This window comes from Clostridium beijerinckii (assembly GCF_036699995.1).
Taxonomy (GTDB): domain Bacteria; phylum Bacillota; class Clostridia; order Clostridiales; family Clostridiaceae; genus Clostridium; species Clostridium helianthi.
Map to the genome: position 1 here is coordinate 2901165 of NZ_CP144906.1, position 24182 is coordinate 2925346.

The window sequence follows — 24182 nt, forward strand, 5'->3', positions numbered from 1 at the left end:
ACCTCTTTTAACTAGATATTATAATCTGGATATTCCCTTAGATCTATCTCGCTTATACCTATATTACCTTTGTCTTTTTCTGATAAAATTACATTATTAACTTTGTCTAAAGGCCATGAAATATTTATATCAGGATCATTCCATTTGATACCTTCTTCGTACTCGGGTGCATAAAAATCTGTACACTTATAATTAAATATAGCTTCATCAGAAAGTACTAAAAATCCATGTGCAAAACCTTCTGGAATATAAAATAACTTTTTATTTTCTTCACTTAAAATGATTCCTTCCCATTTGCCGTATGTTTTTGAACCATTTCTTAAATCAACAGCTACATCAAAAACTTCACCCTTACTTACTCTAATAAGTTTTCCCTGACTATGCCTTTTCTGAAAATGAAGTCCTCTTAAAACTCCTTTAGTGGATCTTGATTCATTATCTTGGACAAAATTCATATTAAGTCCTACTTCTTCAAAATGTTTTCTATTATAAGTTTCCATAAAATAGCCTCTATTGTCTCCAAAAATCTTTGGTTCTATTACATAAACTCCACTTATCTTGGTTTCAATAAATTTGAAATTTCCCATACTTCACCTCTTATTTACTAACATTTAGTATTCGATTCAATACTTTTAACTACATCGATTAGATATTTTCCGTATCCAGTCTTTTTTAGAGTCTCAGCAATTTCTAGTACCTTTTCTGCTGTTATCCAACCCTTACAATAGGCTATTTCCTCGAGGCACGCTATATATATGCCTTGAGTATTTTGAATTGTTTCAACGAAATTAGATGCTTGAAGCATCGCTGAATGTGTACCTGTATCAAGCCAAGCCATACCTCTACCTAACAATTGAACTTTTAATGAATCCTCTTCTAAATAAGCTTTATTTAAATCTGTTATTTCTAATTCTCCTCTTGCCGATGGTTTTAACTTTTTTGCTTTTTCAACTACTGTATTATCATAAAAATATAGACCTGGAACAACATATTTTGATTTTGGATTTTCAGGTTTTTCTTCTAATGAGATAACCTTTCCATTACTATCAAACTCAACAACTCCAAAAGCTTTTGGATTTTGAATGTAATATCCAAACACATATGCTCCGTTTTCTAAGCTTGCAGCTTTTTTTAAAATATCTGAAAAGCCTTGGCCATAAAAAATATTATCACCAAGCACCATTGCTACATTATCATCTTTAATAAATTTTTCTCCAATAATAAATGCTTCTGCAAGTCCATTAGGATTTTTTTGAACTGCATACTCAATATTTAATCCTAGATCTTTTCCATCCTTAAATAATTCTTTAAAACTAACTATATCTCTAGATGTTGAGATAATTAAAATATCTCTTATTCCTGAAAGCATTAAAACTGACATTGGATAATAAATCATTGGTTTATCATATATTGGTATCATTTGTTTTGACATTGCTTTTGTTGATGGATACAGGCGTGTTCCACTACCACCTGCTAAAATAATTCCTCTCATTTTAATCCCCCACAATATCTTAGTTATTACATTAACTAGGATAATTTTGTTTATTAATTATGTTATGAAAAACTTAAGCATATAGTTACTTTCTAATTTCATAAAGTTAGAAAACAGCATTTCCTTCTCTTTTAGAAAATGCTGTTTAACAAGTTGCTTTTACTATTCTTTCATAAATAATATGGCTATATTACCATTTGTTTAAAATATCTATTACATAATTTATTTCTTCATTAGTCATCCCATACCATATTGGTATGCTTAGTACTGTCTTAGAGATACATTCTGCCAATGGAAAGTCTCCTTCTTTATATTCTAACTCCTTGTACGCTTTCTGAAGGTGTATAGGTATTGGATAGTGAATTACAGTACTAATTCCATGAGAATTTAAATAAGTTACTAATTCATCTCTAAATTCTGTTCGCAGTGCAAATACATGCCATATAGAATCAGTTGCTAAATCTATATTAGGAAGAATTAATTTATTGTTAGTAATTTTCTCTAAATATACTTTGGCCACCTTTTGCCTATAAGAATTCCATTTATCAAGAGATTTTAGTTTTATGCTTAAATATCCTGCTTGAATTTCATCTAGTCTTGAATTAACGCCCTTGTATTCATTATAATATTTTATTTTAGATCCGTAGTTTCTAATAGCTCGAACTTTTTCTGCTAACTCCTTATCATTAGTTAGAATCGCTCCGCCATCACCTAGTGCTCCTAAATTTTTTCCTGGATAAAAACTAAATCCTGCAGCATCCCCAAGATTCCCAGCTTTTTGTCCGTTATATATTGCACCGTGAGCTTGAGCTGAATCCTCTATTAGTTTTAAATTATATTTTTTACATAATGGTTTTATTTTATCAATTTCTGCTGGTCTACCATATAAATGAACAGCAATTATTGCTTTAGTTTTTTTAGTAATAGCTGCTTCAATTTTAGTTACATCTATATTAAAAGTATTGATATCAGGTTCTACAAGAATAACTTTAGCCCCAACATATGAAACTGCTAATGCAGTGGCAATATAAGTATTTGCTGGAACTATTACTTCATCACCTTCACCAATATCATATCCTCTTAAAATAATTGAAAGTGCATCTAAGCCATTTCCACAGCTTATGCAATAATTAGCACCACAATATTTAGAAAACTCTTTTTCAAAGGCTTCCACATATGGTCCCAAAATAAACCAGTTATTGTCATATATTTTCTCAAAAACATTTAAAATTTCATCTTTTATTTCATTGTGCATTGGTTCAAAATTTAAAAATGGTACTTCCATAAAACCCCTTCTTAATATCTATTAAAAGCTTCTTTCATATAAAAATCTATATTTCGTATATAGTCGTCTTCATTATAATAATCTGATGCAAGAACTAAAAGAACTGCACCTTCACTAAAATCATACATTTCTCTCCAAATATATGGGCCGATATATAGCCCAACCGCTGAATTATCTAATGTGAATTCAGCTTCTTCTTTTGGAGATTTAACTTTTATTTTTACAGAGCCATTAAGGCATATTAATACTTGATGAAGTTTCCTATGTGCGTGAAAACCTCTTGATATATCTTGAGGAACTTTTGTAATATAATATATTCGTTTTATATCAAACGGAATATCAACAAGTCCCTCAATCGGTGTTAAGTTCCCATATTTACTACCTATATTAAGAAATTTAAATAGAGAACAATTATACATTTCATCACCTCAGAGTTGTTATTTTAATTCTTTATAATAGGTACGATTAATAGCACCTACAGTCCCAAACCCCTCTTTAAATTGAGCTAGAGAAGTATTGAGAAATTTTCCTTTATCTTCAGTACTTATTCCAAAAGAAAAAAATTTGAATTTGTTTAGATAAGCTTGACTAATTAGATTATAATTTAGAAAATTCATAGGATAATAACTAGAATAAAGAGAGTCAGAAGCAAGATATTGAGTATGGAAAACATTATTATTAAAGTTAAATACCATGCTGCCTGCTATTAAATTGTTTTTATAATATACTCCATAGAATTTAACAATATCTTTAAACCTTGTATTTTTGAAATCTAGCAATTCTTCTAGTGAATGTACAGGTTTTGTATTATGCTTTTCAAGTGATTTTAATAATAAATTATAAAAATCATCTACTTCATCATCAGTTTCTAGTGTTCTAAATTCTAAATTGTATTTCAAACTGTATTTCAAATCCCTTCTTTTAGATGCAGAAAAGTTATTTTCTATAACAGGTGAATAGTTATCAAAATCAATATATAAACTTAACTCAGTATAATTTTCATAATTATATTTAAAATAAAAGTAATCTAATAAATTCATATTTCCGCTGCAAAATATTTCGGAGGTACTTTTAAGAATTATTTCATCAAAACTATTTTGGATTAAATAATAATCTAAAACTTTAAAAAGATTATCAATATGATTAATGTTATTAAAGTTTTTATTAATTACAACTCCTCCAAAAGTACTTCCTCTATGGGAATAAAATACTTTTTTTTGATCTTCAACTATTTCACATGCAGGGATTAATGCAATTATACTCGTCCCTTTTTTTATTATTAAAGAATGATCTTTAAATCTATCTTTATGATAGTTTAAAAAATTTCTGCTTTGAAGAAAAGTTCCATTCACACTATTATTCTCTATAAATTTATCCCATTCTTGTTCATTATCATTATTAAATTTTTCTACTGATAAATTCATGTGAGTGACTCACTTCCTAAAATTATTTAATTAATTCTGCATATCCAAATCCATCATAGCCATAGTTATTTCCATTGTAAAATAAATACGTCTTATCATTATATTTAACTACAGATGGGTATGCCATCATTTGTGAATCCCATCCTGATGAAGACAAAGAAATATTTAATTTATCATCATCTCTTGTCCAGTTTATTCCGTCTAATGATTCTGCATATGCTAATTTATAAGTCAAATCTTCGCTTCCTGCACAGAAAAACATTTTGTATATATCCTCATCCTTAATAACATAAGGTCTTCCAACCCTATATTCATCACCTTGTGTTCCTATAATTACATCTCCAGAACCTACAAAGTTTATACCATCCTCGGATTCCATATATCTAATATCGTATAATGGAAGTGTCTTTTTCTTTCCCTCTTTAAAATAACTACCTCCGCCGTAATAAACTTTCCATTTACCATCTTCTTTAACAACTGAATGAATTACTCTAAATAAAAGTTCATCATCACATCTCTCGAGGACTGGGACTTTACTATATCTTTTAAAACTATTACCATTATCTTCACTTATAGCTAGCCCACAATATATCATCATTCTTACATGGTAACCTACTTGATACCCTGCGTAGTATAAGTGTATTTTTCCTTCATTTCTTATAACAGCACAAGGAACCACACCATTATCATCGAAAGTTCCTGGCAAACCTATATCTAACAAAGGTTCTTTTGAAACTTTTTTTACTATTTTAGGATTATTAGCATCTACGTCAACATATCCAACTCTGCTTACTCCTTTATCATCTCTAAGCCCAACAAAAATTCTAATAGTATCATCATTTAATAATAATGGAGTTGGCTGTAGTGTAGAATTTTTAGCCCAAGTACTACTACCATCTAGGCTATAGATAATTCCTTTCTTTTCCCACTTCAATTTTATTCCCCCTATTCCTTTATATTAAATAATTCTAAAGAACTTTTACTATCTGGTTTTGCAGGACTACCCTTTAAAAATAAATTATCTCCATAGTTCTTTGTTATGAGAGCTCCAGCTGCTACAAATGAGTTTTTCCCTATAGATACGTTGTTAACAAAGGTAGAATTAACACCAAGAAAACTATTTTCACCAACTTCACAATAACCAGAAACAACTACATGGGAACTTATAAAAGAATTATCTTTTATCTTAGTCCTGTGACCAATATGATTTCCGCTCCAAAGCACTACATTATTCCCAATCTCAACATTGTATTGAATAGTATTATCCTCAAAAATAAAGGAATTTTCACCTATTTTTGCATTTCTCCATACAAAAGCTTTCGAACTAATATAAGAGGCAAAACTATATCCTTTACGCTTAGCTTCATTATAAAGACGAGTTCGAACTCTATTGAAGTTTGTAAATGTTATAGCTGTGAATACTTCATATTCCTTAGTGGAATAGGTTTGCTCCATTTCTTCAAAAGCTATAACAGGTAATCCGAAAAGGCTTTTTTGAGTAATAAATTGCTTTTCTACAGCAAAAGCTTCTACTGTATAAGGTGAATCATAAGTGAAATACTCATAAGCAATTTCTGCAAATTCTCCATCACCAATTATAACCAATTTCTTATTTTTATCCATATTATTACTTCCTTTATATACTTACATAATTTATATTAAGCTTCTTATAGGAATCTTAACTTTTTGTAAAATTCCATTATACAAACATACTATGCGCGTTTAAAATAAAGTGTACCTAACTTTATTTAGTAATATAAAACATGGAAATAGGCCTTAAATAAAACTTATTATCTAAAGCCTAGTGAAAATTAAAATATATATTGCAATTCACAATTACGGATAAAATTCTTGCAATATTTTTAGAATCATGATGAAGAATTATTTTTGCAATATATATATAGAAATTTTGTATCAACTTTTATGTGGATTTAAGAAAATTAGTTTTGAGTTGATATTTTTAAATTATTTATTGTTAAACTACTCAAATAATATATTTATGAATTTAGTGTAGCACCTTATATATTCCTCTTTAAGAATAATTATCTCTCTATTCTTTTCAGATTTATTATTAAATTCTTCACTGAAACTAGTTAAAAAATTAGAGTATTCTTTGAACCATTTTCTTAGGATTATTAATAATTCATCTCTAGTTCTTATAAAAGCTTTACTTTCATAAGATGAAATAATAATGTTAAAAAAGTCTATTGCAGCCCAAAAAGTCAAAATTTTATCTTGAGTATTTTGTGAATTATGAATTCTAAGATTGCTTAGAGGCTCAGCGATATAAATCATATTCCCTTTTCTTAATAATTTTAACCATAAAGATATATCACCAAGACAGTATATTTCATTGCTATCATAATCAATTATACTGTGTTTGGTAAGGTCGCTGTCTATTGCGTCTCTTTTAAATATTGCTGTACTTAATTCACCAATATAATTAATCATTGAAAATAGAATTTTTCTTCCTGCTTCTTCACCTGTTAGACGAATATCATAAGGATATTGCCGTACTGTTCTAAAGTTATCATTAAGGTATTCGTCCTTATCATTGATCATTTTTCTATAGCTCGTAATAAGTGTAAGTGTATTGTCATAAAGAAAATAATTCATCATTCTATCTAATTTATTTAACTTAAATACATCATCATGCAATAAAAAATTTATATATTCTCCACATGAAGCTGAAAGACATTTACCAAGGTTAACTTTTCCTCTCTGACCGGATGGACCACCATTATTTATATATTTTATTTTATTTGTTTTTAATTTGTATCCTTCAACAAACTTCTGTACATCATTAGTTGTACTATCATCGCATATTATGATTTCTGTATTCCTATAGCTCTGATTTAGTGCTGAATCAAGAGCTTTTTTAAGGTAGTTTGTTTGATTATAGGCTGGTATCAGTATGCTAACTAAAGGGAATATATATTTAGAATAATTATCTAAATATATATTCTTATATTCTTCAAATCCATTTGCTGTATTTACATAACCACAATCATGAATGCACCAAGGTATTTTTTGATTTGGAACTACAACTTTAAATCCCTTTTGAATGAATTCAGTACTTTGTGAAAGATCATAAAAATGCCACCCATCAAAAAGATCATCTCTCCATTTTATATCGTATTGAGTTATCATTATAAGCCCATCGATACCCTTGACATCTGTATATGGTTCGCTAAATTCATTAAAACTTAGAAGTTCCATTGAACCTCTATGGCTGTCAAAAACTTTTCCTACCCTGCATGGATCTTCCCACCAAACTCCAGACACTGGTATAACTTTTGCACCAACTACACCTATTAGACCTATATCTTGATTACTATTGAAAATGCTTAAAATATCTTCAACAAAATTTGTATTTTGAATATAAACATCTTGATGAAGATAAACTTTATATTTAGAATCACTTTTTTGAATAGTTTCATTATATGCTGAGGCTATGCTTTTAGAATTTCTCATGGCTATAAATTCGATTTCTATATCTTCAGGGATTTTGAGTTTATTAATATAAGACAAACTTTTTTTATATAGTTCCTCGTTATTAACACAAGTAATAAATGCTACTTTATTTTTTTTCATTTTTCTTACCAATAACCTCTCCTTACTTTGTATTTATTTAAAGTTATTTATATAGTATTCATTTAAATGAAAAATCGGGTTTATTTACTTAAATTTAATCTATACAAAAAGTCTTTAAGGTAATTTTCATCTACAACAAAACCACTTTGATAGTATTGTGAGTGTGAATTTCCATAAAGAAATCCATCCAAAAAATAGGTCTTTAATCCTAATATGCCAGAAATATTAGAATACCATGGTGATTGAATAACCTTTGGTTGAATAAATATAACCTTTGCATTTTTATTAGCAAAAATAATATTGGTAAGTCCAGAACCTGATTCACCGGCTATAACTTCTGCTTCTGAAAAAGTTTTTAATTGATCATGGAAAGACATTGATCCTGGAAATATTATTTCGAATCCGAATGACCTAAAAATATTCTCAACTGCTGGTTGATTTTGCAATCTAGAATTAGGTGACTGGCTTCGAGAGATATATAACTTTCTATGAATATTACTACTCTCAATTGCTAGGTTTTTATTTATAGGTTTAACAGCTAAATCATCAAGTACAACATCTTGATATTTTAATAAGAAGTCTGGTTTAATATTGCATGGATAAACTCCTAAATCTGAAATAACTATCAATTTTTTTATAGAATAACTATATCCCATTGCTAAAGGAATTATTTTTCGGCCTTGTTTATTTAACATTTGCAATTCTTCTTGAAACTGTGGTACTCTAAGACAAGTATCATCTATTATTATTGGCATATCATTATATTCATTAATATCGTTAATAAGACAAAGTTTAGATAGCACTTCAAATTGAAAATGAGAGTAATTATAAGATGAACCTGATAGTAGCATTATTCCTTCTTCAATGGTTTCACCAGTCTCGTTATAGCAAATAACAGTGTTATTTTTATTTACAGCAATTGTCTCATGGCATCTTAAATCAAACTTATTTTCACTATCCATAAATGGTAAGTCATAAATGCAGTAATTATTATCATCAAAAATTATATAGTTGCCGCCAATTAATTTTACATTATTTAATTCTGCAACATATATTTCGGGAAAATTTACATATATAGAATTGCTGGTACTAATCTCATTGATATAATTTGGTATATAGACTCTTTGAGGATGAGCTTCTTTTATTGGAGAATATTTAAAATTATGATTACTACAGTATTCTTTACAGGTAATATTATTTAGTATTTTTTGAACACACATTAATTAAGCCACCTTTCAATTTTATGAAATTCATTTGTTTTTTTGTTTAATTTATCTATTAAAACTTCTACATCCAAAATTTCATCTAAAAAAATCTATTATATTATTATTTTATAAAGATTAATGTTTATTTGTTACATAACTCTAATTATTATAAAGATTATGTGAATGTAGTGTTAGAGTAGAATTTTATAAAGTATGTTCAACCTATATTAATTTAACTACCTTAAAAAAATCGTGCAGGCTAAACAAAACGAGCTCTGCACTTCTAGTTTTTTAAGAAACACCAATATCTTTGAAGTATTTTTTATTATATAATATACGCCTATCATTAGGTCTAAATTTACCAGCAATTTCATTATGCTCATATGCAAGCTTATGATCTCCTAATTTATCATAACAAACACATAATTGTAGGTGTGGTAGCCATGTCCAACATGCATCGTTAAAAAATCCCCAGCTATCTTTTGGCTTTTCAAGCTTTGTAGCTTCTTCATACCAAAAAGCTGCTTGTTTATATTTCCTTTCGTGTAAAAAAGAAAAACCAATTTTGCAGCAGGCTTCAGCTCTAGGGGTATCATATTCAAAGCTTTTAAAAGCATATTTTCGTGCATCTTCCACTTTGTTTACTGATTGATAGTAATCACATATTTTACCACAAACTCTGATATTGTCTTCAAACCAACCTTGTTTTAAATCCAAAAATTTATTATAATATTTAAGCGCTTCATCATACATATTATGATCATATAATTCGTTAGCATAATAAAGAGTATCTCTTGGTGTAAATTCTAATCCTTCTTTTAACTTTCCTTTATATATATCAAGATTTCTTTTAGGAGTTTGTTTTAATTTCTTATGAGTTATTGCAATGTCACTATTGATTATATTTCCTGCTACTTGTAAATACTCATGAACAAATCCTATCCATTTAAAATTATTTTCTCTTTTAACTAATCTATTGCGCCTATAACTCATGGTCACATTTCCATATTCATCAAAACCTATATTGTATTTTGCAGTTACAGAATCTACAGAAGTATCTAAAGTTTCTTTTAGAGATTTAAATTTTTCTGCATCTTCTGGAAGCAATACATCATCTGCATCTAACCAAAGAATATAATCTTTAGATGCTTTACTAAAAGAAAAATTTCTTGCAGCTGAAAAATCATCTATCCATTTAAAGTCATATACATTTGATGTATATTTACTACATATTTCTTTGGTTTTATCAGTAGATCCAGTATCAGCAATTATTATTTCATCAACTACATCTTTGATTGAATCTAAGCAGCGACCGATTGTATCTTCCTCGTTTTTTACTATCATACAAAAACTAACTGTTATCAAGTAATCACCTCCAAAAAAATTCACAGTATATAATATGGATACAAAATCATTTTGACACAATTATAAAGCCATTAAAAATTTTGCAAGACAGCATTAAGTAATTTTGATAACGGTATGACTAATGTAAATTTCTAGTTGTTTTAAAAAGAGGATGCTCTAAAGAGCATCCTGAAAATCAAATATTATTAAAAGGTTATAGTGTTTATATTTCTATTAAAAGCTGCAGCGGAAGTAACATTTGTCGCTGTTGTATAGATAACTCGAACATCATAAGTTGTTGCTCCAGTTATAACTGCTGTATCGACAAAAGTATTACTAATACTGAAACGCTGAGTTGCTGCTGATACTATTGTTCTTTCAATAATTCTAGTTGTAATCAAAGTACCATCACGATATAATCTAGCTTCAAAAGTTTCAGTTGAATTTGCTGTAGTAACAGACTCTACTGCAAGAGCATAATCAATTTTAATATTTTCACCAGCAGTTGTTGGAACGCTTACTGCTACTACAGATACCTCTGTGTTAATAGGAGGATATACAGCAATTCCACCAGCTATTTGATTAAAGTTCAATTGTGGTGCACCAGTAGCACCAGTTGGTCCTGTAACTCCAGTGTCACCTGTAGGTCCTGTAACTCCAGTATCTCCAGTTGGACCTGTAGCTCCGGTATCTCCAGTAGGTCCAGTTACGCCAGTGTCACCAGTTGGTCCAGTAACTCCAGTATCACCAGTAGGTCCAGTAACTCCAGTATCACCAGTTGGACCAGTTGCTCCAGTGTCTCCAGTAGGTCCTGTTGCTCCGATGTCTCCAGTTGGACCTGTTGCTCCAGTGTCACCTGTAGGTCCTGTAACGCCAGTATCACCGGTTGGTCCAGTAACTCCTGTGTCGCCTGTAGGTCCAGTTACTCCAGTATCGCCAGTAGGTCCTGTTGCTCCAGTGTCACCAGTAGGTCCTGTAACGCCAGTATCTCCAGTAGGACCAGTAACTCCAGTATCTCCAGTTGGACCTGTAACTCCAGTGTCGCCAGTAGGTCCGGTTACACCAGTATCTCCAGTAGGTCCGGTTACACCAGTGTCACCTGTAGGTCCTGTTACTCCAGTGTCACCTGTAGACCCTGTAACTCCAGTATCTCCAGTAGGTCCTGTTACACCAGTATCGCCAGTAGGTCCGGTTACACCAGTATCTCCAGTAGGACCTGTAACTCCAGTATCACCAGTTGGACCAGTTACACCAGTGTCACCAGTAGGTCCTGTTACACCAGTATCGCCAGTAGGACCTGTTGCTCCAGTGTCTCCAGTAGGTCCTGTTACACCAGTATCTCCAGTAGGTCCAGTAACTCCAGTATCTCCAGTTGGACCTGTAACTCCAGTGTCGCCAGTAGGTCCGGTTACACCAGTATCTCCAGTAGGTCCGGTTACACCAGTATCTCCAGTAGGTCCTGTTACACCAGTATCTCCAGTAAGACCTGTAACTCCAGTGTCGCCAGTAGGTCCGGTTACACCAGTATCTCCAGTAGGACCTGTAACTCCAGTATCACCAGTTACACCAGTGTCACCTGTAGGTCCTGTTACACCAGTATCTCCGGTAGGTCCAGCAACTCCAGTGTCACCAGTAGCACCTGTTGCTCCAGTGTCACCTGTAGGTCCTGTTACACCAGTATCGCCAGTAGGTCCGGTAACTCCAGTGTCACCTGTAGGTCCTGTTACACCAGTATCTCCAGTAGGACCTGTTGCTCCAGTGTCTCCAGTTGGACCTGTAGCTCCAGTATCTCCTGTAGGTCCAGTAACTCCAGTATCTCCGGTTGGACCTGTAACTCCAGTATCTCCGGTAGGTCCAGTAACTCCAGTTGGACCTGTTGCTCCAGTATCTCCTGTAGGTCCTGTTACACCAGTATCTCCAGTAGGTCCTGTAACGCCAGTATCTCCTGTAGGTCCAGTTACACCAGTGTCTCCGGTTGGTCCGGTTACTCCAGTGTCTCCTGTAGGTCCAGTTGCTCCGATGTCACCAGTCGGACCTGTTACACCAGTGTCTCCGGTAGGTCCAGTAACTCCAGTGTCACCTGTAGGTCCGGTTACGCCAGTGTCTCCAGTTGGACCTGTAGCTCCTGTGTCGCCAGTAGGTCCTGTAGGCCCGGCAGGTCCAGTTGCTCCAGTTGGACCAGGACCTGTTGCACCGGTTGGACCTTCTGAAGAAATTGTTACACTCAAGAAAGGTCTTTGTGTTTGTAATGGCCATTCCTTAGAAAAATATCCTATAATAGTGTCAATTATATTTTCTATTCCAATTAGAGTTATTCCATTATTAGGAATTGTGTTATTTATCCATCCGTTAACTAAATCAGTTATATCTATGCTAACATAGTTACCAACATCTCCACTGTTTATATTTATTGAATATTGAGTGAAATTAGCTATAGGCGCATTATTCCACGTAACAGTATTTTCAGTAAAATCACTTGTATTTAGATATACTCGAACAGTTTGAGGTATTTGTGCTGAATCTGGTACATCATTTCTAGATACAAATAAATTCAATGAAGCATTTGATATAGCGCTTCCCGGAGTAATGCTAGATAAATTAAATTTTAATAAACTTCTATAAACATCATTTTCTTGAACAAACATGCCTGTAAATAAATCAGTTGATAGCCCGAAATTTGCATTAGGGTTCAGCTGCGATATATACGCATCATCTGTAGGGCTTAAAAATATAGTAGGCATCCCACCATCTCCTTATTTTACGTTTTCTTTTGTTATTAATTTATTCATGATAGATAGCGCTATTATAATATATGTAAAATAGAGTTTTTTGACACTTATGGTTAAAGTACTATTATTTTAAGTGTCAAATTAAAAACCCTCTGCATAAATGCAGAGGGGGATTTTTATAAATTAATCTAATTTCTTAAGGGTTAATTGTGCTCCAACTGATGGTGCTAAAGCTAATGTTAAAGCTAACGCCGAATTATTTCTCAAAGTAATTACGTCTCCAGCAGCAAGAGTTAAGATAGCATTTCCTGAGAGTTCTCCAGTTGCGACAAGAGCTGAAATAGGAGTAGATGCATCAACTGTACCATTTACAGCAATAGCAATTTGAGCTCCAACTACTGCAGTTATGCTAGCACTGTAGTTAACCTCATAAACACCAGCAATTGGTACAATAACTGTTGTTGTGCCTGGTACATGAGTTATATTACTTAAAGGTCCATTATTAGAAAATGGTATATCTGCTCCAGCTGCAACAGTTGCAGCAAGTATTGTTGCAAGTTCATATACATACCCATCTGCGGCTAATCCAGCACCAGTAGGTCCAATAGGTCCAGTTGCGCCAGTATCTCCGATAGGTCCAGTTACACCAGTGTCACCAGCAGGTCCAGTTGCGCCAGTATCACCAGCAGGTCCAGTTGCACCAGTGTCGCCAGCAGGTCCAGTTGCGCCAGTATCACCAGCAGGTCCAGTTGCACCAGTGTCGCCAGCAGGTCCAGTTGCGCCAGTATCTCCAGTTGGACCTGTAACTCCGGTATCACCAGTAGGTCCTGTTGCTCCAGTGTCACCAGTAGGTCCTGTTGCACCAGTATCTCCAGTTGGACCTGTAACTCCGGTATCACCAGTAGGTCCTGTAGCACCAGTGTCTCCAGTAGGTCCTGTAACTCCAGTGTCGCCAGTAGGTCCTGTTACACCAGTATCACCAGTAGGTCCTGTTGCACCAGTGTCTCCAGTAGGTCCTGTTACACCAGTATCTCCAGTTGGACCTGTAACTCCAGTATCACCAGTAGGTCCTGTAGCACCAGTATCACCAGTAGGTCCTGTTGCTCCAGTGTCTCCAGTAGGACCTGTAACTCCAGTATCACCAGTAGGTCCTGTTACACCAGTATCTCCAGTTGGACCTGTAACTCCGGTATCACCAGTAGGTCCTGTAGCACCAGTATCTCCAGTAGGTCCTGTTGCTCCAGTGTCTCCAGTAGGTCCTGTAACTCCAGTATCACCAGTAGGTCCTGTTGCACCAGTCTCGCCAGTAGGTCCTGTTACACCAGTATCTCCAGTTGGACCTGTAACTCCGGTATCACCAGTAGGTCCTGTAGCACCAGTAGCACCAGTAGGTCCTGTTGCTCCAGTGTTTCCAGTTGGTCCTGTAGGACCTGTAGGTCCAGTAGGTCCTGGGCCAGTTGCTCCTGTTGGCCCTGATGGAGCAAACGTTACACTTAAGAAAGGCCTCTGTGTTTGTAATGGCCAATCTTTAGAGAAATATCCTATGATAGTATCCATTAAATTTTCTATACCTATTAAGGTTATACCGTTATTTGGTATAGATCCGTTTATCCATCCATTTACTATGTCAGTTATATCAATATTAATATGATTTCCAACATCTCCATCAGTAATAATTATAGAATCTGGTGTAAAATTAGCTATAGGTGCATTATTCCACGTAACAGTATTTTCTGTAAAATTACTTGAATTTGTATATACTCGAACAGTTTGTGGTAATTGCGCCGAATCTGGTACATCATTTCTATAAACAAACAAATCTAGTGAAGCGTTTGAAACATAGCTTCCTGGAGGAATACTCGATAGATCAAATTTTAGTAAGCTTCTATATACGTCGCCAACCTGAATAAACATGCCTGTAAATAAGTCACCTGATAAACCAAAATTAGCATTTGGATTTAACAATGATATAAATGCATCATCTGTAGGACTTATAAATATAGTAGGCATCCCACCATCTCCTTACTTTTTATCTTTGTTTATCTTTTGTATTTATTTATACAAAATAAATTTAGCTACTATAATATATGTAAAACAAATATCATTTGACACACGTTGCTAAATAGAGTATTTAAAATGTACTGCATAATGAATTACGTTATCATTAAATTACATAATAAAAATACCAACTTAATAAATATCTAGAAATTAATTAAGTTGGTCTAACTATTACCGAATATTACTATTTATATCATTAATATCTTTCTGGAATTTTGCAACATACTCATATGAAAGAAAATATTCCTTCATATCATTTCCGATGATACTGCAAAGATTATTTAAAAATTCATTATCTTCTTGTGGTATCTCTGTATAATAATGAAATACATAAGGGTTTACATATCCACTTTCTTTGAATATTTCATGTATGTCACCCAATGTAAAAAACTTATTGAAATTTCTTACATTTAATATTGAATTTTTATTATACACAAAACGTCCCCTTAGTAATTCTTTGATCACCGAATAATGCATTATATTAGAGATTGTAGCTATTATATACCCTCCGGGCTTCAAAAAGTTTTTTAACTCTTTCAGTAGTTTCCATGGGTCTTTGCTTAACTGAAGTCTATCTCCTATAATTATATAATCAAAAAAGTTTAATTTATTTTCATTAAATTTCATGGTGTATATATCTTCAAAATCTTCCACCATTATTTCAATCATTTTCCCACATATCTTTGCTATAGTTTCATTTGTTTCTATTCCATATATCTTGGAATTAGGATACATATATTTTAATCTAAATAATGTAGCGCCTAATCCACAATCAAATTCAAGGATATTTAATTCTTTTTCATTTGGCTCATTTATTTGTCCTACTATATCAAATTTTATACTGCTACTATTATTAGAATTAAATCCCCATTTTGATTCGAATTTTTGAGCATTAATAATTAATGCATTGTTAAAGCTAGTAAAATCTTTTTTAAATGAAGTACTGCCAAAATGATGTATAAAACTATCATTGCAAACCATAAGTTTATATCCAGCATCTATTATTCTCATGCATAAATCATCATCTTCAAAATTTCCAGGAGTAAAGCGTTCATCTAAGTTTCCAATATTATCAATAACCATCCTTTTTATTAGCATACAGAAGGCTATTAATCTTGGTTTTTGTTCCCATCTTTTAGGATTGGAAATATTATTATTACTTGCAAATTCAATCATATTGTCAATAGTAATATAAGGTACATTAATGCCTTGATAGTTTGAACAATTATTAGTTATAGGCCCTACTGCACCAATAGACTCATCACTATATAAACATATTTTAAGATTATCCAGCCATTTAGGAGATACCTTTGTGTCATTATTTAATAATAAAATATCATTATCTTTTTCAGCTGCCTCTATTCCAAGGTTGCATCCTCTCGGAAAACCAACATTTTCATCATTTAAAATAAGTTTAATATCATTTTGTTCCTTAAGCCATTCTTTGGTTCCATCTGTAGAATTATTATCTACAATGATTATTTCATAGGTTCCAGCGGCTGTATATTTCCTAATACTTTCAATACAAATACGATTATAATTAATATTGTTATAGGTTAAAATTATTATTGAAGTTTTTCTATTCTCAAACATCAAATCCATATCTCCTTTAGCAAAGTTATTATTTATAAATTTTTATACAGCAATAAATTTAAATTCTTTAAATTTATTGGTTATATATTTGTGATAAATTTCATATGTATTGTTAGAAATAATACTAATTGTAAAATGGTTATCTTAAACTTAATGTTATTTTAAGATAACCATTTATCACAATGAAAATATTAAATTAATATTTTCAATCATAATCATAATTTATATGAGCGGTAATAATATAGAACTATATTAAATAAAAAAGCTGATTACACACCTATCCTATAATTTCTCCATTTTTTATTATAACAGCATTAGGTGTTGTAAAGACTGCTACTGGTTCTCTACTGCTTACATATAATCTTCTATCAACTATAAATGAAAGATCTATATTAGCTGTGAAAGTTCCAGCGCCTCCAGCTGTTGGTGCAATAAAATTACTTGTTGGAACTATACAGTCAACTGATAAATTAGGAGTATAGCTATCAGTTAAAGTCATTCTATTTCTGTTATTAGGCCAACAAATTCTTCCTGTAAACACCATATTAGTTATACCAAAAACGCTAAGTGGTATAGCATCTGTTCCTGGTTGGGCTAAGTTAGTTGTAACAGCTGTAGCAGTAAATCTATTGCAGCCTATTACTCCACTTGCAACTATACGTAAATTAGCTACTTGGAAAGCCCTATTTCTTTCGATTGTTCTAAATCTTGTTCCTGGTTGAGTTGGAGTGTTACAGCAGCAAGGTGGTTGCAAAGTTATAGTTCCATTCAATTCATCAAATAGATTTATAGCAGTACCAGGTGTAGTACTAACATTAAATAATGATGATGGTGTAAGTGTAAATGTTTGTCCATTAATTACAATTTGACTATTAACAGGAACTGTTTCTGCTAAGCCTATAAAATCATAACTAATTCCTATTTGTTGAATACATACTAGTTGACCTGCAACTAAATTAGGATTAAGACTATCTAAAGTAAAAGTAAGATTAGTTAATGATCCTATATCTTCTTTTTCACTAATTACAGAATCAAATAATTCTTCTGCTAGAATTGGTAGACATACTGCATCTTCTATACTTCCACAACTTACACCTATTGGACCGCATCCTTCACAGCTACAGTTATCCTGCATATTTGATTGGCAATTAGTACAACATTCCATTGTTGATCCAACTGATTGACATTGTGCTGTAGTAACACAATTTCTTATTTCAGACATAATTTATATCCTCCTTGTATTGAAATTTGTCATTAAGTTCGATGATATTCCATCTTTTTCTACTTTATTGTATGAAATAGATATATATATGTTTCCATCAAATAATAGTGTTTTTTCGTATTATTAAAAATAATACATAAATTCATTAAACTAGAAATATAAATAATAGATTATTTGTTTTTGATTGGTAAAAACTAAAATTCAAAAGCTAGTTATAGTAAGAAAGTGCTTCAAATTATAAAAATCAACTTGAAACACTTTTTTCAATTACAATTATTTATATGGAAGTGATTTTTATGCATTAAAAATTCAGTATATTGAAAATCATCTAAATCATCGATATCTATTGACTTTTTCTTATCCATGATAAATGCGTAGCTATTTTCTTGGTAGATATATTTATATTTTAAGAAGTATTGAATCTTGATTAAATAAATTGCTCCATTTAACCTATAAAATTTTCCAAGATCTTGTCTTCTTATTTTCTTTATATTTGATAAAAATCCGTCCAACTTCATTTCATCATTTAACCTTTTAGTTAATTGCGGAGGATAATCACATTCACACATACTAACTACAGAGTTCGCTTTTTTCTCACAAAATAATTTAAGAGCTCCTCTAATATCATATTTATCTCTTAGTGGCGACGTTGGTTGTAATATCATTAAAGCATCATATTCTTTTCCTATAATCTTTAATTTTAATAATACATCTTCTACTACATCAATAGTGGTTGATGTATCTTCTGCTAATTTTTTTTCCCTCAAAAATGGAACCCAAGCTCCATATTCTTCAGCTATTTTTTTATACTTTTCTGAATCAGTAGATACGATTACATCTTCAAAAACTTTACTTTTAATTGCTTCTTCTATAGTGTAAGACATTAATGGTTTACCGTTTAAATTCTTTATATTTTTATCCTTAATTCCTTTAGATCCACTTCTTGCTGGTATTATGGCTAAAACTTTTTCACGCATATAATATCCTCACAAATAATAAATTAATGATTCTATGGTAAAATACCACTAAATTTTCTTATATAATTGAAAACTGATGACAAGTTATACACGAACATATATAGCCTATATATCTAATCTTTCCATCATGTTTTTCATTGCTTTAAACTCACCCATATCAAGCCAATTCTTATCGCTTATAGGATATATACCCACCTTATCTCCATTTAACAAACACTCTTTAATTAAATCTGTCATGTCAAAATATGATTTTTCAGGAATATACTTTAATATATCTGTTTCTATAATATACATGCCTGTATTAACCCAGAATTCATAGTTTGGTTTTTCATTAATTGACTTTATATCTCCATTTTCACTTAGGTTAAAAACTCCATATGGAATTACATAATTTTTCAAGGCAGTAATAACTGTTATTTTATTATTATTCTTTTTATGGCTTTCTAAGATCCTTGTATAATTGGCATCAACTAATATATCACAATTACTTAAAAAAAAAGTACTTAATGATTTATCCTTTAATATACTCAAACTTCCTGCCGTGCCAAGGGGAATTTCTTCTTCTATTAGTGAAATACTATATGGTAATTTCTGATTAAAATAAGCCTTCATTATTTCCTTTTTATCATTTATAGTAATATAAAAATCTTTAAATTTAAATTCTAAAAATTTATTTATTATTCTTTCGATTATTGGTATATCTCCAATAGGAATGAGTGCTTTTGGAATAATTTTGGTATATGGATATAATCTTGTACCTTTTCCGCCTGCCATGATAACCACTGGGATATTAATAGTTTCAGTATAATCAGATATATTGTCATATAAATCATTCCAAAATATTATGTCTATAACTTCTTTTTCTTTGTTTACTATTGGTATACTTTCAATAGAATAGTTTTTCATAATATCTTTTGCTTTATTTATATTTTCCTTAGTTAAATATATTGGAGCGGTATTCATTATATTATTTATTGATGATGATAAGTCTCCATTTGCTAAAATCCATCTTCTTATATCCCCATCTGTAACTACTCCAATTAATTTATTACTTTCCGTTACTATAAGAACCCTTTTAGCGGTTTTAGTTAATTTTTCGATTGCTTTTGTTATAGATGTATCTCTACTTATAAAAAGAGTTTGAATATTCATAAGAACACTCCTTGAGTTATTTACGCTTTTTTCAACGTGTTTATGATATATTCTATGCTTTCTTTTTTTAAGTTGGTACTACATGGAATGTTTAATATTTTATTATAATATAGATTAGCTTTTTCTATTTTATAAGATTGATTATCAAGATATGGTTTTTGAGTGTGTATTAATTTCCAAATAGGCCTAGTTTGAATTTTATTTTGTGATAAATACTTCAATAACTGATCTCTATTTAATTTAAAATCATTTATAACTAATGAATAAAACCAATGATTGTTTCTGGCTTCATTATTGTAATCCAAAAGAGTTAATCCTTTTATAATGCTCATTTTTGATTTATATAACTCATAATTTCTAATTTTTATATTAATAAATTCTTCTATTTTTTCAAGCTGTGCTGCTCCCAAAGCGCCTTGCAGATTAGTCATTCTATAATTGTACCCTATATGATCATGCACGTAATACAATTCATCATCTTTCGCTTGTGTTGATAGATACTTGGCTTTTTTTATATCCTCAGATGATCTTGATACTAAAAGTCCACCACCACCAGTAGTTATTATTTTATTTCCATTAAATGAATAAGCTCCAAAATCTCCTATTGTTCCAGCAAATTTTCCTTTATATTTTCCGCTAAGGTAGTAGGTTCCTAGAGCCTCGGTAGAATCCTCTATTAACTTTAAATTATATTTTTTAGTTAATTCAATAATTTTTTCAATGTTAGCCATATTTCCGAAGACATGTACAACTATAACTGCTTTTATTATTTTATTAGTTAATTTATTTTTTAACCCATTTTCAGTCATTATGCATTGAGTTTCTAAGAACTCTTTAAGCTTATAATAATCTAGATTTAAGCTATCATCACAATCCATAAATACTGGATCTGCGCCTAAATATTTAACTGGGTTAACAGCTGCAATAAATGTAAGGGTCGGAACAATAACTTCATTATTATTTGTAACTCCTGATAACAATAATGCTAAATGAATTGCAGCAGTACCACTTTGACATGCAATTGCATTATTCACATTTAGATAGCTTTTTATATTATTTTCAAATTTACTTACATAATTCCCAGATGTAGAAACCCACTCACTTCTAATAGCATCTACTACATATTTCTCTTCATTTCCTTTTAAATTGGGTACAGATAGCGGTATCATGGTTTCATCTCCAAACTTTTTCTTATATTTTTAATATATTTTCAATTGTATTTTATATATATTACAAAAATAATTCTTCATAATAATTCTAAAAATATTGTAAGAGTATTAGCCGTAATTGTGAATTGTGAAATGTGCATTGTGAATTGCAACATATATATTAGTCTAATCTCTCTTTTAATAACATAAATGCCTCCGCATTTTTATATCCTGAAGTTCCACCCCTGAATACTGAGAGGCCTTTTACTACATCAAGAGACCTTGGGAATGGTGCTTCGCCTACTTCACTTTTAAATATGCTAATAATACTTAGCTTTTTCTCTAAAAACTCTTCTATATTAACAAATACGTTTGGATTAAAAGTTCCTATAGAATTATTTATTCCAAACTCAGTTTCGGACAATGTTTCATAGGCATATACTTTTTTTATTTTCTCATGCCTAAACCATTTTGTGCAGGATATTGCTGCTTCTGAAACAGCTCTATGGTCGCTATGTATATCTCCATAATTAGGCACATACATAGTGTCGCATTTTGATTCGATAATACATTTAGATAATTTTTTTACTAAATCTTTAATAGGAATTTTATCTAATAATGTTGTTGGGAATCCTAATTTAAATACCTTTTCAAATTTATATTCCTGCGCTACTGATGCAATTTCTGATTCTCTTCTACTTATGATTTCCTTTGAAAAGCCTAATTCTTCTTTCATGGAAGTCACTATTGCCCAATAAACTTTATCGCCACTTTTTATATGTTTTAGTATAGTTCCACCACATCCAAAAGTTTCATCATCTGGATGTGGTGCTATAACTAAAATATTACTCATAATATCCCTCCATTAATAATGGGTCTTCTGATTTAGATACATAGGATTCAAAATCTAAACTTCTCATTAAGTTTATAATTTTATCAATAGAGACTCCATATCCATAAGGACATTCTACTTTACTTAATGAGATTTGAAATTCTCTAGTCATAACTTTTTCTATGCCTTTTATTATGTTATTGATTCCTTGTTCAACAAAAATAACATTTGCTGCACATAATCTTCCTTTTTGTCTATTTCCAACATTAACTGCTCCTAATTTCAATAAGGGCGCTTCATATAATCCAGCGCTCGAATTTCCGATCATAAACATACAGTTTCTAAGTAGGTTTACAAATAACTCTCTAGAAAGATTTTTATAAAATTTAAAGTTATCTTTACTTGAGTATTTATCTATTATTTTTATTATTATTTTATTTCCTGCATCTATATTTGGATAACTCACAAAGGTTTTTATGGATTTTTTCTCTAAAGCTATTAGAATTTCCTCAAAATGTTTTCCAGCTTCATTTTCCTCACCTGCAAACGGGTGATATATCATGACTGCATAATTATCCCAGTACGGCCTATCCAGGCTATTAAGTACGTCCTTTTTACTAATGTATTTTGTAGATATGAACTTATCTAAAGCAGGACTTCCTACATTAAATATTCTACGCTCATGTTCTCCAGATCTTATTAATCTTTTTTTTGATTCCTGATTACTTACGAAATGAAGAGATGATAATTTAGATACAGCATGCCTTATTGGATTGTCAATATTTCCATCTAAAGCGTGATCCCCTCCAAAAAAATGTATCGTAGGAATTCTCAAATATGTTCCTATTAGTCCTCCCACAACAACCTCTTCTCTATCCCCAGCGTATATTATAATATCAGGTTTATATTCTACTATTGTATGAATACAGTCTTGTAGCAAAATAGATAATGATTTAATTCTAGATGCTCTAGAATTAGAATCAATCAAATTTTCAATCTTGGCTATTACTGGAATTCCGTCTTGTACTATGTCATTAAAGGTGTATCCATATGTCTCAGATAGATGAGCGCCAGATACTATTAATTTAATTTCAAAATCCTTTGATTCATTAAGTTTTTTATATAAAAGACTTAATAGATCATAGTCTGATCTTATCCCTGTAAATCCTAAGACCTTTTTAATAGACATCCGAATCCCCCATTTGTATATCCCAATTATTATAATTGCCCAAATTGCTTATGTTACCTTTAATGTATCTAACTCCAAAATAAGAAATTGGTTCAGTGTTAACAAATCCAATTTTTTCAACCATTACATGGGTATTACTATTAAGATGGCACCACATATTAATATATTTTTTACCATTCCCTTTTTCTATATCTATAATGTATTCTAGTAACCTTTTGGTGGAGAAATCATCTAACGAATTAACTTCTACTATATCAGATTCACTTTTGTTAAAACTCTTAGTAATTATTGATGAAACCACATAGTTGTTTTCAAGAATTATATAATTAGCATATTTATTTGCAGGGTTGTCCTTAAATCTCCATTTCAAATAATTTAAATCTTTATATACCTTTATCATATTTTTTTTATTATTTATAAGCTTTGAATAATTAAATGAAAAGTTACTATCATTAACAACACTAATGCTTATTGGACTATTAGATTTATTTATTCTTGATAAATCTAATTTCATAGTTGGGATCTCATATATATTATTCCAATTCAATTTTTCTACAAAAATCGAATGAGAGTTATTGTTTGGAAAACCAGTTACCGCTATATAGTTATCTTTTTCCATTCTCTTATACAAATCAGTAGCTAGCTTAGGAAACAATCCTTTTCCTCTATAATCAGGATGAGTCATCGTGGTCATAGACAGTGCGGCTTTTTCTAATTTTCCATCAATATAAATTGTATATGGAGATACAGAATAGTTTGCGACTATTTTATTATTATCTAGTGCAACATTAATAAGAAGGTCATCAAGCGGATTTTTTATGTATCTCCATATTAAGAATTCCTTAGATACCTCTTTATTAAAGCAATACATAAAGAGCTCTTGAAATTCCTGTATTCTTTGTAAATATTCATTTTTATTTATGAATTCAAATTTCATA

Annotated in this window: 20 protein-coding genes; all 20 read right to left on the bottom strand. The window is 31.0% G+C overall.

The genetic code is table 11. The features are described 5' to 3' along the window. Positions 1 to 11 precede the first annotated feature (11 nt). Positions 12 to 587, bottom strand: a complete 576-nt coding sequence (gene rfbC / locus PZA12_RS13435) for a dTDP-4-dehydrorhamnose 3,5-epimerase (RefSeq protein ID WP_078115502.1) — start codon at positions 585 to 587, stop codon at positions 12 to 14. 17 nt (positions 588 to 604) lie between these two features. Beyond that, complete coding sequence (gene rfbA, locus PZA12_RS13440) at positions 605 to 1492, bottom strand: glucose-1-phosphate thymidylyltransferase RfbA (protein ID WP_078115501.1); 888 nt, start codon at positions 1490 to 1492, stop codon at positions 605 to 607. 190 nt (positions 1493 to 1682) lie between these two features. After that, a complete protein-coding gene (locus PZA12_RS13445) occupies positions 1683 to 2777 on the bottom strand; it encodes a DegT/DnrJ/EryC1/StrS family aminotransferase (protein ID WP_078115500.1) in 1095 nt (364 codons plus the stop codon). Positions 2778 to 2788: 11 nt separating this feature from the next. After that, positions 2789 to 3196 (bottom strand): sugar 3,4-ketoisomerase, encoded by a 408-nt coding sequence (locus PZA12_RS13450; protein ID WP_077837629.1) that lies wholly within the window; start codon positions 3194 to 3196, stop codon positions 2789 to 2791. Between the two features lie 18 nt (positions 3197 to 3214). After that, the gene (locus PZA12_RS13455) at positions 3215 to 4201 is read right to left on the bottom strand and encodes a GNAT family N-acetyltransferase (RefSeq protein WP_078115499.1); all 987 of its coding nucleotides are present in this window, start codon (positions 4199 to 4201) and stop codon (positions 3215 to 3217) included. Between the two features lie 22 nt (positions 4202 to 4223). Further along, complete coding sequence (locus PZA12_RS13460; RefSeq protein ID WP_077837631.1) at positions 4224 to 5135, bottom strand: hypothetical protein; 912 nt, start codon at positions 5133 to 5135, stop codon at positions 4224 to 4226. Between the two features lie 11 nt (positions 5136 to 5146). After that, a complete protein-coding gene (locus PZA12_RS13465) occupies positions 5147 to 5824 on the bottom strand; it encodes an acetyltransferase (protein WP_077837632.1) in 678 nt (225 codons plus the stop codon). 357 nt (positions 5825 to 6181) lie between these two features. Next, positions 6182 to 7807, bottom strand: a complete 1626-nt coding sequence (locus PZA12_RS13470) for a glycosyltransferase (protein ID WP_078115498.1) — start codon at positions 7805 to 7807, stop codon at positions 6182 to 6184. 68 nt (positions 7808 to 7875) lie between these two features. After that, the gene (locus tag PZA12_RS13475) at positions 7876 to 9015 is read right to left on the bottom strand and encodes a glycosyltransferase family 61 protein (protein WP_078115497.1); all 1140 of its coding nucleotides are present in this window, start codon (positions 9013 to 9015) and stop codon (positions 7876 to 7878) included. Positions 9016 to 9291: 276 nt separating this feature from the next. Beyond that, the gene (locus PZA12_RS13480; RefSeq protein WP_078115496.1) at positions 9292 to 10365 is read right to left on the bottom strand and encodes a glycosyltransferase; all 1074 of its coding nucleotides are present in this window, start codon (positions 10363 to 10365) and stop codon (positions 9292 to 9294) included. Between the two features lie 185 nt (positions 10366 to 10550). Beyond that, entirely contained in the window at positions 10551 to 13085 is a 2535-nt protein-coding gene (locus PZA12_RS13485) for a DNRLRE domain-containing protein (RefSeq protein ID WP_206490903.1), read from the bottom strand. Positions 13086 to 13256: 171 nt separating this feature from the next. Then, complete coding sequence (locus PZA12_RS13490; RefSeq protein WP_206490905.1) at positions 13257 to 15083, bottom strand: DNRLRE domain-containing protein; 1827 nt, start codon at positions 15081 to 15083, stop codon at positions 13257 to 13259. A 219-nt stretch (positions 15084 to 15302) separates the two neighbouring features. Beyond that, a complete protein-coding gene (locus PZA12_RS13495) occupies positions 15303 to 16724 on the bottom strand; it encodes a glycosyltransferase (RefSeq protein WP_078115494.1) in 1422 nt (473 codons plus the stop codon). A 277-nt stretch (positions 16725 to 17001) separates the two neighbouring features. Beyond that, positions 17002 to 17946, bottom strand: coding sequence for a hypothetical protein (locus PZA12_RS13500; RefSeq protein ID WP_078115493.1), 945 nt, complete (start codon positions 17944 to 17946; stop codon positions 17002 to 17004). A 263-nt stretch (positions 17947 to 18209) separates the two neighbouring features. Further along, positions 18210 to 18923, bottom strand: coding sequence for a cytidylyltransferase domain-containing protein (locus tag PZA12_RS13505; protein WP_078115492.1), 714 nt, complete (start codon positions 18921 to 18923; stop codon positions 18210 to 18212). A gap of 105 nt (positions 18924 to 19028) precedes the next feature. Beyond that, positions 19029 to 20075 (bottom strand): sugar phosphate nucleotidyltransferase, encoded by a 1047-nt coding sequence (locus PZA12_RS13510; protein WP_078115491.1) that lies wholly within the window; start codon positions 20073 to 20075, stop codon positions 19029 to 19031. Positions 20076 to 20095: 20 nt separating this feature from the next. After that, the gene (locus tag PZA12_RS13515; RefSeq protein WP_078115490.1) at positions 20096 to 21244 is read right to left on the bottom strand and encodes a LegC family aminotransferase; all 1149 of its coding nucleotides are present in this window, start codon (positions 21242 to 21244) and stop codon (positions 20096 to 20098) included. Between the two features lie 160 nt (positions 21245 to 21404). Beyond that, positions 21405 to 22076: a PIG-L deacetylase family protein gene (locus PZA12_RS13520; RefSeq protein WP_078115489.1), complete on the bottom strand. Its 672-nt coding sequence runs from the start codon at positions 22074 to 22076 to the stop codon at positions 21405 to 21407. After that, positions 22069 to 23244 carry a UDP-N-acetylglucosamine 2-epimerase gene (gene neuC, locus PZA12_RS13525; RefSeq protein WP_078115488.1) on the bottom strand — a complete coding sequence of 392 codons (1176 nt, stop codon included), beginning with the start codon at positions 23242 to 23244 and terminating at the stop codon, positions 22069 to 22071. The genes PZA12_RS13520 and neuC overlap by 8 nt, the downstream gene beginning before the upstream one ends. Then, on the bottom strand, positions 23234 to 24181 hold the full coding sequence (locus PZA12_RS13530; protein WP_078115487.1) for a GNAT family N-acetyltransferase: 948 nt from the start codon (positions 24179 to 24181) through the stop codon (positions 23234 to 23236). Before PZA12_RS13530 ends, neuC begins: the two co-directional genes overlap by 11 nt. Between the last annotated feature and the right edge of the window lies 1 nt (position 24182).